The organism is Agrobacterium sp. Azo12 (genome assembly GCF_029193765.2).
GTDB lineage: Bacteria > Pseudomonadota > Alphaproteobacteria > Rhizobiales > Rhizobiaceae > Agrobacterium.
The window spans coordinates 2,243,530-2,255,998 of record NZ_JARFYO020000001.1 but is presented as its reverse complement, the minus strand read 5'-3'; the positions used below and the strand labels follow the sequence as shown (position 1 = coordinate 2,255,998).

The 12,469-nt window shown below is 54.5% G+C and carries 17 protein-coding genes and 2 tRNA genes; 12 read left to right on the top strand and 7 right to left on the bottom strand.

From position 1 onward, the window contains the following. Positions 1-249: 249 nt before the first annotated feature. A complete protein-coding gene (locus PYL13_RS10705) occupies positions 250-873 on the bottom strand; it encodes a LysE family translocator (protein WP_250985452.1) in 624 nt (207 codons plus the stop codon). A 103-nt stretch (positions 874-976) separates the two neighbouring features. Between PYL13_RS10705 and PYL13_RS10700 the strand changes: the two genes are divergently transcribed. After that, complete coding sequence (locus tag PYL13_RS10700; protein ID WP_275641303.1) at positions 977-1,429, top strand: Lrp/AsnC family transcriptional regulator; 453 nt, start codon at positions 977-979, stop codon at positions 1,427-1,429. A 246-nt stretch (positions 1,430-1,675) separates the two neighbouring features. On the opposite strand, the gene PYL13_RS10695 is transcribed toward PYL13_RS10700, so the two are convergent. Then, positions 1,676-2,122 (bottom strand): MarR family winged helix-turn-helix transcriptional regulator, encoded by a 447-nt coding sequence (locus PYL13_RS10695; protein WP_259146210.1) that lies wholly within the window; start codon positions 2,120-2,122, stop codon positions 1,676-1,678. A 73-nt stretch (positions 2,123-2,195) separates the two neighbouring features. Between PYL13_RS10695 and PYL13_RS10690 the strand changes: the two genes are divergently transcribed. Then, positions 2,196-2,567, top strand: coding sequence for a VOC family protein (locus tag PYL13_RS10690; RefSeq protein WP_275641302.1), 372 nt, complete (start codon positions 2,196-2,198; stop codon positions 2,565-2,567). Positions 2,568-2,622: 55 nt separating this feature from the next. Here the strand turns inward: PYL13_RS10690 and PYL13_RS10685 are convergent, their stop codons facing one another. Continuing rightward, the gene (locus PYL13_RS10685) at positions 2,623-3,249 is read right to left on the bottom strand and encodes an NAD(P)H-dependent oxidoreductase (RefSeq protein WP_275641301.1); all 627 of its coding nucleotides are present in this window, start codon (positions 3,247-3,249) and stop codon (positions 2,623-2,625) included. 86 nt (positions 3,250-3,335) lie between these two features. On the opposite strand from PYL13_RS10685, the gene PYL13_RS10680 reads away from it, so the two are divergent. The 4 genes from PYL13_RS10680 to PYL13_RS10665 all read left to right on the top strand — a co-directional run bounded on the left by PYL13_RS10680 (position 3,336) and on the right by PYL13_RS10665 (position 5,493). Then, entirely contained in the window at positions 3,336-3,935 is a 600-nt protein-coding gene (locus tag PYL13_RS10680; protein ID WP_275641300.1) for a TetR/AcrR family transcriptional regulator, read from the top strand. Between the two features lie 140 nt (positions 3,936-4,075). After that, a complete protein-coding gene (locus PYL13_RS10675; RefSeq protein WP_275641299.1) occupies positions 4,076-4,474 on the top strand; it encodes a DUF6180 family protein in 399 nt (132 codons plus the stop codon). Positions 4,475-4,850: 376 nt separating this feature from the next. After that, entirely contained in the window at positions 4,851-5,276 is a 426-nt protein-coding gene (locus PYL13_RS10670) for a hypothetical protein (protein ID WP_275641298.1), read from the top strand. Next, on the top strand, positions 5,254-5,493 hold the full coding sequence (locus tag PYL13_RS10665) for a hypothetical protein (protein WP_275641297.1): 240 nt from the start codon (positions 5,254-5,256) through the stop codon (positions 5,491-5,493). Before PYL13_RS10670 ends, PYL13_RS10665 begins: the two co-directional genes overlap by 23 nt. Positions 5,494-5,934: 441 nt before the next feature. On the opposite strand, the gene PYL13_RS10660 is transcribed toward PYL13_RS10665, so the two are convergent. Both PYL13_RS10660 and gloA read right to left on the bottom strand, forming a co-directional pair. Continuing rightward, positions 5,935-7,236, bottom strand: a complete 1,302-nt coding sequence (locus PYL13_RS10660; RefSeq protein ID WP_275641296.1) for a YcbK family protein — start codon at positions 7,234-7,236, stop codon at positions 5,935-5,937. 241 nt (positions 7,237-7,477) lie between these two features. Beyond that, positions 7,478-7,918 (bottom strand): lactoylglutathione lyase, encoded by a 441-nt coding sequence (gloA, locus tag PYL13_RS10655; RefSeq protein ID WP_192491033.1) that lies wholly within the window; start codon positions 7,916-7,918, stop codon positions 7,478-7,480. 191 nt (positions 7,919-8,109) lie between these two features. On the opposite strand from gloA, the gene PYL13_RS10650 reads away from it, so the two are divergent. The 5 genes from PYL13_RS10650 (at position 8,110) to PYL13_RS10630 (ending at position 9,903) form a co-directional block, all read left to right on the top strand. Further along, positions 8,110-8,688: a cold-shock protein gene (locus PYL13_RS10650; protein WP_192491034.1), complete on the top strand. Its 579-nt coding sequence runs from the start codon at positions 8,110-8,112 to the stop codon at positions 8,686-8,688. A gap of 19 nt (positions 8,689-8,707) precedes the next feature. Then, a complete protein-coding gene (locus tag PYL13_RS10645; RefSeq protein WP_275641295.1) occupies positions 8,708-9,181 on the top strand; it encodes a DUF192 domain-containing protein in 474 nt (157 codons plus the stop codon). Positions 9,182-9,328: 147 nt separating this feature from the next. After that, a tRNA-Pro gene (locus PYL13_RS10640) sits at positions 9,329-9,405 on the top strand. 88 nt (positions 9,406-9,493) lie between these two features. Further along, positions 9,494-9,799 (top strand): ETC complex I subunit, encoded by a 306-nt coding sequence (locus PYL13_RS10635; protein WP_192491035.1) that lies wholly within the window; start codon positions 9,494-9,496, stop codon positions 9,797-9,799. Positions 9,800-9,826: 27 nt separating this feature from the next. Continuing rightward, positions 9,827-9,903 (top strand) — tRNA-Arg (locus PYL13_RS10630). Between the two features lie 195 nt (positions 9,904-10,098). On the opposite strand, the gene PYL13_RS10625 is transcribed toward PYL13_RS10630, so the two are convergent. Both PYL13_RS10625 and PYL13_RS10620 read right to left on the bottom strand, forming a co-directional pair. Further along, positions 10,099-10,608: a toprim domain-containing protein gene (locus PYL13_RS10625; protein ID WP_275641294.1), complete on the bottom strand. Its 510-nt coding sequence runs from the start codon at positions 10,606-10,608 to the stop codon at positions 10,099-10,101. Continuing rightward, positions 10,605-11,102, bottom strand: coding sequence for an HD domain-containing protein (locus tag PYL13_RS10620; protein ID WP_275641293.1), 498 nt, complete (start codon positions 11,100-11,102; stop codon positions 10,605-10,607). The genes PYL13_RS10625 and PYL13_RS10620 overlap by 4 nt, the downstream gene beginning before the upstream one ends. Before the next feature lie 673 nt (positions 11,103-11,775). Here PYL13_RS10620 and PYL13_RS10615 point away from each other — a divergent pair. Further along, positions 11,776-12,057 carry a hypothetical protein gene (locus PYL13_RS10615; RefSeq protein WP_275641292.1) on the top strand — a complete coding sequence of 94 codons (282 nt, stop codon included), beginning with the start codon at positions 11,776-11,778 and terminating at the stop codon, positions 12,055-12,057. Positions 12,058-12,469 lie beyond the last annotated feature (412 nt).

Genomic DNA, 12,469 nt, shown 5'->3' with positions numbered 1-12,469 from the left:
CCGTCTTGTACCATCTCAACAAAATTGCACTAGATTGGACGCATCATCCGTCTCAGCAGTGCTGACTTGCTGGATGGGCGCGGCACCCACCCATCTCTGCCCTTGTGGGAGAGAAAGCGATTTCAACATCTTGGGACGAAGGTACCAAGTGTTAGAAATCGCAAGTGAGGGGTGGATTCGAGACCTCAGCACTATGCACGACCTCCGTGTCTTGACCTGCCTATTTTCCGGGCCTTAGCCACCACACCTTCACGCCGTGAACTGAATGACCTGTTCCATGATCAGCAGCAGCGCGATGGTGATCATTGCCGCACCCGATGTTTTGCTGACCAGGCGGGCAACACGCGGGCGAGTGCGCAGCACCGCACGGGAGCTGGCGGACACTGCCGTATAGATGACAGCGCAATTGACGATATGGGCAAGGCCGAGCGCTGCGATCTGGCCGGAGATGGGCCAGGTCGCGGTCTGGCTGGTGAATTGCGGCAGGATGGCCAGAAACAGCAGCAGTGCCTTGGGGTTCACGCCGCTGACACCAAAGCCACGAATGAGCCAGTTGGACCATGAGGCAATGTCAGACTCTGTGGCTTGCGGCACTGGCGGGTTGAGAAAAACACCCACGCCGAGATAAAGCAGATAGGCGGAGCCTAACAGCGTCAGGGCTGTCAGCATCAACGGCACACTGGCGACAATGGTGCCAACACCGGCTGCCACCACGGCGGTAATGGCGACATAACCCAGCACCATGCCACTGACGGCAGGTGCTATGGCGCGGTTGCGCATGCCCGCCGAAATCGCATAGGCCCAGTCTGCACCGGGTGTCAGGACCAGCGACAATGACAAGGCCCAGAAAGCACCAAGCAGACCAATTTCCATTTCATCTCTTCTCCGTTGCGGCGAGCGAGATGTATGAGATTTGTTTGAGAAGGTGCTCCCTATTTCTTGCCAAACACAGCCATATTGAGGCAGAATATCCCCCATGGATGCTACGGACCGCAAGATAATCGCAATATTGCAAAAAGAGGGACGCATTTCTGCTACGGAACTGGCAGATCGCGTTGGCCTTAGCCTGTCTCCTTGCCACCGACGGCTACGGGCGCTGGAAGAAACGGGCGTGATAACCGACTACCGGGCGACGGTGGATCCGTTGAAACTCGGCATCGGATTTTCAGCTATTGTTTATGCAACGCTGCGCGAGGCGAGCAAAGACAGCGTATCGGCCTTTGAGGCGGCGCTGCTGAAGGTGCCAGAGATCGTGCAGGCACAGCGGCTGTTTGGCGAACCTGACTATATGCTGCATGTGGTTGCCAAGGACCTTGCGGCTTTCCAGCGGCTTTATGACAAAAGCCTGCTCGGCCTGCCGCATGTCATGCGGCTCAACTCCACGCTGGTAATGAAAAATGTCATCCCCAGCCGGCCATTTCCGATTTGATCCTTGTGCGGTGATGTCAACGGAACCCCTTCCCGTACTTGTCGCAGGAATCCATTCACGTCGCGATTTTGGTGGATGGCTTGGATCCTCGCCACGAGGGCGAGGATGACGTGGAGAGGCTGGTTTTCCAATCGCTACCGGCTTTCGGATAGTGACGCTTCAACCTTAGAAAATGCATGAGGCAGAGAGTGCGCACTGCCATCCACTCCGAATTCCCGTCCTTCCCCGTCTAATCAACGAAAACAATCAGCGCATGGCATCGGCAATGCGCAGCAGTGCCGCGTAGATAACATCAGGGTCGTCAGGTGCCACGGCGTTGCGCACGTCCGTTTCGGCATTGGCGGCAATTTCATGGGCTGCCCGCACGGCCTGTCGGCCGTCGTCTGTCAATTCGGTGGTGAGGATCCTGCCATTGTCCGGATGTGCGACCCGTTTGATGAGACCGGCCTTTTCCAGCGTGACGATGATGGCCTGCATGGTTTGCGGTGTCACGAAGGCGCGGCGCGCCAGGTCGGCATTGGACAGGCCGCTGCTTTTTTCCAGTCCGGCCAGAACAGAATATTGCGGTGTCGTCAGCCCAATATCGCGCAACGCCGTATCAAGCCGACCGCGCAGCGCCTGCTGGGCGCGCTTCAAGGCATAACCAAGTGAACGATAGGTATCGTCGACAGGTGGGTTTATCAGGCTGGACATATCAGGGCCCTTATATTATATAAATATCAGCACCCTGATACTATCGGGTGGTATTGAAAAAGGAAAGATAGAGATGCCGAAACTGATTGGCCCCGACTTCATTGGCATCCAGACGAAAGATCTGGACGGCGCCCTCACCTTTTATCGTGATGTGGTTGGCCTGACGCCTTCGCCCAAAGCACCGCCGGGCGCTGTGGTGTTTGACACAAAACCCATTGCCTTTGCGGTGCGTACGCCCATTGAGCCATTTGATGATGGTCAAAAACTCGGTGTTGGCATCGCTATCTGGTTCGGTTGCGATGATGCCGATGCGCTGCATGAGCATCTGCAGGCCAAGGGTGTGGAGATTGCCTTTGCACCGAAGGATGGGCCGTTCGGGCGCTACTTCGCCTTTGTCGACCCGTTTGGCTACACGATCACCGCCCATACGGTTTTGCCGATTTGAACTGAACGCTAACGCAGCGCCCATCTGCGTAGATGGGCGCAGCAGCATTTATTGGTTATGCCTCGACGTTGTCTTTTGTCGCAATGGATTGCTGGTGGGCGCTGGCAATGCTGCTGCCAATCTGCAATGCCCTGACAAGGCCCGCTTGCGACGAGGCTGTGTCCAGCGGCAGTATCAGTTCCGTGCCGATTACCCGGGCACCGATGTAGCCGAAAATACCCTGATCGATCTGGGTTTTCATGGCCTGCGAATATCCGCGATGCTGATAGGTGCGCTCTGTTGCGCCGCCAATCGCAATGGTCTGCACGGACAAGCGGTTGAGCAGACGGATGGTGTCCTTGCCGCTTTCGTCGAAATAGGCCCAGCCTTGCGTAAACACCCGGTCGATCCAGCCTTTCATCACGGCTGGCATCGTCCACCAGAACACCGGATAGATCAGGATCAGCGCATCGGCGCGATCGATCCTTACCTGTTCTGCCAGGACATCATCCGGCGGCGTGGCATTTTCGCGAAACACGGCATAGTCGGCGGTGTTGAACGTTGCGTCGAAGCCGCTGGTTGCGAGATCAAGCAGTTCAAATGTGTGATCAGGTGTGGCCTTGATACCGGCAATGACTTCGCGGGCAACAGCGTGGGTATAGGCATTCGGTTCCGGTTGAGCCGTGACAATGAGGGAGTGCATGAGATAACCTTGTTGCATGAGTTGAATCGAGTGGGAGCTCGTTATATACTCATGGTAGGTTACTATTAGTAGGTTGATTGTCAAGTATGCAGGAAACAGCGTCACCCCGGCGAAGATTGTCACGCGATGAGCGGCACACGCAGCTTATTGAAACGGCACGGCATCTGGTGTTGCAGTCCGGAACCGACAGTCTGACACTTGGCCGTCTGGCGGAAGAAGCCGGCGTGTCGAAGCCTGTGGTCTATGATCACTTCGAGACGCGCAATGCGCTGCTGGCCGCGCTGTACCGGGATTATGATATTCGCCAGTCGGAGTTGATGGACAGTGGCCTGTCCACCTGCCCGGCCACTCTGGTCGACCGCGCCAGTGTCATTGCCAATGCCTATGTAGACTGTGTGTTGACGCAGGGTCAGGAAATTCCAGGCGTTGCCGCTGCACTTGTCGGTTCGCCGGAAATGGAGGCGGTGATACGCAGTTATCAAACCCGCTTCATAAAGAAGTGCCGGGAGGCATTGGCACCCTTCAGCAAAGACGGTTCCATTCCCCTTGCTGCCCTGTGGGGCATGATGGGGGCGGCTGACGCCCTGTCGACGGCAACGGCCTATGGCGAAATTTCCAAACAACAGGCGCTTGATGAGTTGCGTCACACGATCATGAGCATGATCCGGCGTGAGCCTGCGCCTTAAGGATAATAACGACAACTGACTGCTGTGCGACGCGCCGATTTTTTCCGCGTGGTTGCAACCATTCCCTGAGCAAATGAATTGCCACCTTGTCGTGCCCATCAAAAGGCGCGGCGAAGTTTAATGTTCATGGAGACTATCCTGTGCGTCCATCTTCCACGTTATTTTCGGCAGCTGTGTTGTCCTCAGCCGCCAGCCTGCTTTTCATGACTGCTCCTGCCCATGCGCAGAATGATGATTTTCATCTGGCCTACCATGTCGAGCGCACGCCCTCTGAAAAACTCAGCATTGAGACCTGCGGGTCGGTGGTGACGGCTGCGGCACAGAAGGTTGGGTTAAGCGCGGGGTCGCAAAACTTCCCCGGCCAGCTGGTTTTGGTCAGCGGTGGTCTTAAAGGCAAAGGTGCCTTTGTCGTGCAGTGCATTTCGGTAGAGGATATCACCGTCAGCGTGGTGCAGGGTATTGATTACAGCCAACAGAAAGGCGCACTCGGCAACTTCGCAGACAATGTGTATGAGGAATTGAAGGCGGCCGCCAACTAGGGTGGTGCCACAGTGCCGTCGCGCAATGCAGCGCGACGGGGTGGTGGTGGTTCGGACCTGCGCCCTGCTCATGAAGCGATGCTGCGGCCGTGAAAATGATTGAGGTGCCAGGAAGTGGACATTGTTATCAGCCCCACCCGCCCCTTACCCTGTCCTCGGGTCAAGCCCGAGGACGAGGATGAGGGAGTTTGGTGGACGCGCCTTTCGTTTCTCGTGAAGGTTTCAGTGCTTGGGTCCTCACGACTGCGGCGAGGATGACGTTTCGCCTCCCACTCACTGACGCAAAAGTTGAAAACTAAAATACAACCCATCTGATTAAGTGCTTCTTCTGACGTTTGCATCTATTGCGTGTATCAACAGCAGTTTGGGAGCTTGAATGCGCACTATCACTATTCTGGTCGTTGCATCGGTTATTGGCGGTTACGCCACCACGATGATCACAGACTTCACACCAGATGAAGCCTCCGTGCAGGCCGTGTTGGTTGAAAGATACAAGGCCAAACCACAGCAAACCATGCTCGACATGTCCGATGCCGTAAAGCAGTGCTCTGACAGCCCGTTGCATGGCATTCAAGGCGCCACTGAACTTCGCGCGCAATTGGCAAAAAACATTCTGGAGACGATATCCACGACGCCCGATAGCCGTGACGCCACCGTTGCGCGGCTTGATGCCGAAACGACGCGTGTCCTGACGACGCTGGTTCAGCGTCTGAACAAACCGGCGCAAGGCAAGTTGCTTGCCTATCTTAAAGACCTGCATAAGGCTGGAGTGGTCGATTGTGTCGTCTCAACAGTGGCTTGAGCGCATTGCCGACATTCTGTTGAGCAGCCGTCCATCGCTGATCGATTGGGGCAGTGTCGCCGTCGTTTGTTTTATTGCGAGCTTGTTGCCCGGCAGTTTTCTGCTGGACCGCTTACTCTACCCGTACAGGTATGACATGTCCTGGAGGTCCGCCTATATTATTGCCGGCGGCCTTTTTGTCTTCATGCTTGTAACGATTATGATGGGCTGGCTGTAAGCAGGTGGCTGCCAATGGTTTGGGGGACGCGCCTGTCGTTCCTAGTGAAGTTTTCAGTGTTCCCGCTCCGTCGTCATTCTCGGGCTTGTCCCGAGAACCCATTCACGTCTCGATTTTGGTGGACGGCTTGGATCCTCGCCTCAGGGGCGAGGATGACGTGGAGAGGTTGTTTTCCCAACCGCGATCGGAGTTCGTGGGATGCGCCTTGCCCAAATTGATTTGTAGTGACTGCGGCTGCCTTAACGTAACAGTGAATGAGGCATTGGAAAGTGTGCGCGGCCATCAGCCCCACCCACCCCTCTTTCCTGTGCTTGTCACAGGAATCCAGTTGAGCGCGTCCGCGCGATGGAAGAGTCTTTTCAGCCCCAAGACTGGGGCTGGCCTGGATCCCCGTGACAAGCACGAGGATGAGGAAGGTTGCGGGTGCGTCTTACCAGTCGATCAGCCCTTTTTGGCTGTGGCTGTCGTTCTGCGGCAGCGCCAGTTCCAGTCACGTGCTTCGCCAATGTCCATGTGTACGGACTCGGTGTGGCAGTAGGTGCCAACGCCGCCACGGTTTGGCAGCGAACGCAGGTAGTTGGCCAATTCCCACTTGGAAACGCCCTTGATCTGGATATCGGCGGCTTCACAGGTGTGGTGTTTGGAACCCTGGCGCACGCCACCCTTGGGCGGGCGGTAACCTGAGGTGACGATGGCCTTTTCTTTATAGTGGTTTTCCACCGCGTTGATCATCTGCACCAGTTCCGGCTTGAAACAGCCGACATTGACCTTTTCGGTCTGCAGAACCAGTCCATTGGGGGCAACACGCGTCAGGCCGGACAGCGAAGCCAGCTTCATCAGGCCGGCTGGTGCGTCATCTTCTTCCAGATGTTCGTCATCAAATTCGTCACCCATGGTGGCGCGGCCCTGCAAGGCAATGCCCATCTGGGATATATCAGTGGCGGTGTTGGTTGGCAGTTGCGCCACTTCCACACCGGCTGCCTTCGCGCCGGATTGTTCGCCGTCTGCGGCTTTGCCAGTGCGCTTTTTGGCAGCGCCGGCAAAAAATGCCGCAAGCGTCATGCCGGATTTGCCTGTTGGTGTTTCATCACTTTTTGCCGTTGTGCTGGCCGCGACCGGCGGCGTTGGCGCGGTCAATGTGGCCTGTGGTGCTGCGGTCTGCGCAGGGGCCGCGTTGGCGGCTGCTGCGGCATTCATCGCGGCGGCCTGCGCCTCCAGCGTCTGTGGCTGCACTTCGGCAATAGGCGGTTTGACCGGTGCCGGTGCCGAATAAACGCTTGAAAGTGACGGGTTTACGCCTGGTACCGGCACGTAAGCGGTGTCAGGCGCGCTGACGCCTGTCTCGCCTGCCACGGGCATGTCCTGCACAGGTGCCGCGTTGTTGGCGAAAATGCTGGTATTGCCGGCGGAAATGGATGTGGACTGGTGAACGGCGCTGGCCAGATCCGGCCGCGCTTCGTTCATCTGCTGGCCTTCTGCCATTTGCGGTGCGCCCGCCTGCTGTGCGCCACCGGACGCAACCAGCGCCGGGTCAACATAACCGCCATTGGCGGCAACAGCCTTGCCCGTGGCAGCATTATTATTGGCAGTTGTATTGGTGTCGCCCTTGTTCAGTGCCGTTGCGGCATTGACGGAGGGTGAAAGTGACGCCGTATCACCGTCTTCGGTGACCGCAGAAACGCAGCCAGACAACGTCAGAAGCGAGACGGCGACCAGCAATTTATGCCGCCAGACAGTCGTCAAGTTCCTTGCTTCAATCATGGATATTGAGACCCCCGCTCAGTTCGTTTTTTCTGCCGGATAACACTTTAAAGGTGTATCCGGCATAGCTAACTATCTGCCTGAAAAGGCCTTTTCGATTCGGCGGCACTATGCCCCATGACGCGCATGGAACGCAATACAGGCTTTGTTTACCATTTTTATCCCTGACATCGCAGTAGCATTTGACGTCTAGGATTTCCTGGGAAGCCTGCCTTTGCTGGTGTTACCAGGCGCCGGTGTTCTGCATAGATATCCATGGCTCGGCTGGTGCCAGGCTTGCGCCTTTTTGCAATATCTCAATGGAGATGCCGTCTGGCGAACGCACAAAGGCCATGTGGCCATCACGCGGCGGGCGGTTGATGGTGACGCCAGCGTCATGCAATTTCTGGCAGGTCTCATAGATATTGTCGACTTCATAGGCCAGATGGCCGAAATTGCGGCCGCCCTGGTAATCTTCCGTATCCCAGTTATAGGTCAACTCAAGGCACGGCGCTTTTGCGTCCTTGGCCACAGTCACGTCATCGCGCGCTGCAAGAAACACCAAGGTAAAACGGCCCTTTTCGTTTTCAATTCTGCGTATCTCCTCAAGACCAAAGATATTGCTGTAGAAATTCAGAGACTGATCCAAATCTCGTACACGCACCATGGTGTGCAAATATCGCATTTTGTTTTCCTCCTTTGTTGGGGTACCTTGCAAGACATGCGTCGAAAGTCAGCTTTGGGCAAGCCCGGGCCTGTAGAAACCTATGGGTAATTTCCAAACTGGGCTTGCGTTAAACCGTTACCAAGATGTTAATCTAGCCCGCAGGAATCAGTTAACCGTAGTATGGCGCGTAATCGAGGGGTTGGCAGGATATGACGAACAGGGTTTCATCGAATAACGTACTAGATTTCGAAGACCTTTCGGGCGATCCGGTTGAACTGACCGAGATCACCGGCGTTGTGAAATGGTTTGATGTTGCCAAGGGGTTTGGTTTTATTGTGCCAGACAACGGCATGCAGGATGTGTTGCTTCATGTGTCCTGCCTGCGCCGCGACGGTTACCAGACTATTCTTGAAGGCACCCGCATTGTTGCGCTGATCCAGCGCGGCGGCCGTGGCTTCCAGGCATTCCGCATTCTGTCCATGGATCAGTCGACCGCCGTTCATCCTTCGCAGCTGCCGCCCGTGCGCACCCATGTTCAGGTGACGGCATCGAGTGGTCTGGAACGCGCCATCGTCAAGTGGTTCAACCGCACCAAGGGCTTTGGTTTTCTGACGCGCGGCGAAGGCACTGAAGACATTTTCGTTCATATGGAAACGCTGCGCCGCTACGGCCTGGCAGAACTTCGCCCCGGTCAGGTGGTGCTGGTTCGCTTTGGTGACGGCGACAAGGGCCTGATGGCGGCGGAAATCCACCCGGACAATCCAAGCCCCATCAACATGGCGCACTGAGATGATGACGAGATTTGGCATGATAATGAGAAGCGTCTTTGTGGCGCTTCTTTTTTTGTTTTCAGGCCTGGCCTCTTTGGCCAGCGCGCAAGGCTCTGAGACATTTGATCAGGAGCCGCTGATCATCATGAACTCCAAGGGAAGCCAGCACCGTTTTACGATTGAGCTTGCCCTTGATAATGGCCAGCGCCAGCAAGGGCTGATGTATCGCAAGACGATGGCTGCCGATGCCGGCATGTTGTTCGACTTCGGCACGGACCGTGATGTGACCATGTGGATGCGCAACACCGTGCTGCCGCTCGACATGCTGTTCATCAATGCCGATGGCAGCATCCACCATATTCACCACGATGCCGTGCCCTACTCCGAATCCATCATCAGTTCGCGTGGGCCCATCCGTTTTGTGCTGGAATTGAACGCGGGAACGGCGGCAAAACTCGGAATCAACCCAGGTGATCGTGTCACCAGCCGGAGAATTTCTTCAACAAAATGAAGCGGTAAGGCGTTTTTCCTGCCATTTTGCTGCGATTGCGAAATTACGCACAGGTTTTTTGAAAAATAATCAGAATTCTTGCGAAAAATGTCATTTTGGGTGTTGCGGAAACAGAATGAACGATGTATCTCCGCATCAACACAGCGACGGAGTGTAGCGCAGTCTGGTAGCGCATCTGGTTTGGGACCAGAGGGTCGGGAGTTCGAATCTCTCCACTCCGACCACTTTCTCTAAAGAGAAAGAATGTTGTTGTGTCGACGCGGATAACTTTTTACCATCCCGTTCTTGCCTTTTGCATGGAGCAGTTTTCAAATGTCTGCCAAGATTTATCGCCCCGCAAAAACAGCAATGCAGTCCGGGAAAGCTAAAACTCACCTTTGGGTTCTCGAGTTTGATGCTGAAGCACCGCGCAAGATCGACCCTATCATGGGCTACACTTCCACGACTGACATGAACCAGCAGGTCAAGCTGACGTTTGATACTCTTGAGCAGGCCGAAGGTTATGCGCAGAGAAACGGCATCGAATACCGCGTTATTCAGCCACAGGAAGCCACACGCAAGACTGTCTCCTATACCGACAACTTCCGGTTCTCGCGCACACAGCCTTGGACCCACTGATCTAAGCGCATTTTATTTTGCCATTTTGGCCCCTTAGCTCAACTGGATAGAGCAACTGCCTTCTAAGCAGTAGGTCGCAGGTTCGAGTCCTGCAGGGGTCGCCACTTCTATAGCTCTGATTTCCCTATATAAAATGCCGAATTTTATACTGTGCTGAACATCGCGCAGTTTGCCGGATTGTGTGCCAGTTTGCCAAATCCGTTGCCGCTGTGTTCCGTCAGAACCTGTGCGCGGCTTAGCGGCTGGGAGTTTTGAAGAAGACTAACGGGCGTCTGTGGTGAAAGACGGGGTTTAGCGTTTTAGAATGCGGTGAGTATCTTTGCGACCTCGTTATTGCTCATTGATCCAAGATCTCCGTCACTACAGGTGACATAGCGGTGGGCAAAGTTGGCCAGTTTCGCGCCGCCTTCCCCGCTGTCGCAAATCGCATAGATTGGTCGGTTGATGGTCCACAGCCATTCCGCGAGTTGTTTAGGGTCGTTGGATAATGTTGCGATCGCTGCGCATCCAAGATTATGCAGCCTGACACAATCAAAGATGCCTTCAACGAGATACAGTGGATCAGACCAGTTCCAGGTCTCCAGACCGAAAACCGCATGGCGACCGGTCGATTTGTATGTGAAGTATCGGCCATCATTCTGATCATTCTTTCTGACCTTATCGGCAGCCGGCCGATACTGTTGATACCCGGACACTGCGCCGCTGAGATCAAAAAGAAGGAATGTCGCCACACCTTCGTTTTCGTCAATCATGACGCTGTATCGGCTCACATCGGTGTGGCGATCCAGAAGATGCTGCGCGATGGTCATTCGCACTGCGCCGCAGCTTGCTCCCACAGGACAGGATCGCCGTCCTTTAGCACCGCAAGCAGGTTTTTCTTTTCAACCTTGTAGACCTGCCAAAAGCCGGGATCGAGGGTCGATATTGTTTTCGTGTTGTCGATAAGGTCTGCGAGCTTGATGGTTTTGGCTTCTGACGGCGCAAGTGCTGTGTGCTGCAGGTCCAGAGCCTTTCGTGCAACTCTGTTGCCATGATAAGGCGTCGAGATGTCGCTGAGATACGCTACCAATGTTACGACCTTGCGTCCAAAACGTTCATTGATTTCAGCCAGGGTTATGCCGCAATCCTCGACGGTGTCGTGCAGATAGGCAGCGGCTATCATTTCGGGCGTATGATCGACGGTGGCGACAATAGCCGCCACAGCAATCGGATGGTTGATGTAGGGTTCGCCAGTATATTTGCGCAGTTGACCCTCGTGCGCTTTCGTTGCGAACCTTAGTGCATGTTTTTCCAGATCATTCATGCCGCGATATCCACCTTACCGGACTGCGCCTTGTCAAGGGATTGGCGTGACGACACAGCTCAAACCTTGCAAGGTTGTTATTACCAGCGTGGTTTGTAGCCGCCGTTGGACGAAATGCCGTACGAGTTGTTGTATCCATTATTGTTGCTGTTGTTATTGTACGTCGAATTGTTATTCGAACTTCCGCCATACGGATTGCTGTTGTAGGTGCGGTTTCGTTGTTTGCGTTTCTTTCCGTCCACGAGCCGTTCAAGTTCTGGGACGTTGATCCGTAAGGGTTTCCGTTGCGCTCGGTGTTATAGCCACCACCAAGATTTTTCTCAGTGCGATACGTGCCGCCAGAACCGGTGGAGCAACGTGTGGATGATGAAAGCTCGCAACCAGCATGTGCAGGCACCGTAAGTGTCGCCAGCGATAATGCCGATACGGACAGTAGCAGAATCTTCATAAAATCTCCTTTTAGTTGAGGAGGCACAAAGCAAACTGCACCTGGTTTGTCGAGCGGTTGGCCGATCACTACCAAGTGTTTGGCTTATCATGGTTTATTCGTTGGGCGGAGTTTGATGCAAAATAAAATGAATGCGCCTCTGCCTGGGCTTGCAGAACGCATTTCCATGCGAAAACTAACGCATGACGACGCGTGAAATGACATTGCTATATCCTGGGGGTAAACATGCAGGATGACGTGGAGGCTCTGGTCGAAAGGCTTTTTCAAGAGAGAGCATCGTGGCCGGAGTTGATCAAGGCAATCAGGGCTGCGGCGGGGGTCGGTATAGAGCCTGCGCAGAGGATTGCGCTTTCGCATGATGGCTGGCGAAGACTTTGCAACGTCAGGATCAACCAAGAGGCGCAATGCGGAAAACAAGCCCTGTCGCACTTGAAGACCTACGGCGCTGATTCCCTTGTTATCAGGGATGGCGACAGCCTCATCATTCTGGATCTAAAGACCAAATGAATGGCGGTGATGTTTGGGCAACGGAGGAGCGACACTCAGTCATGGCGATGGACTCAGTCCTAGTCATTAACTGTCAAAACAGGATTGGTATGACGTTACGCGAGCCAGCTAATGCACATATCTTATTATTGAAAAAACATGTTATCTCGGCGGCACTTACGTTATTTCAATAATATTATTTGGGTAATCGACTTGACGGAATTGTCATTTGGGGATAACTCTGTAAAAGTTAAAAATCCGTAAATGATGTATTGCCGAATCGCTCTTTTTCTGGATAAGATTAAGGCCGAAACGCGTTGTGCGTTTCGGCCTTTGTGTTTTTCGCTTCGGTTTCCCTGGTTGCCGCAGCTAGACAGGAAAATAAGCGGTAGTCATCGCAGACCCGTCTTAGTCCTCAAAGGTTTTTCAATCA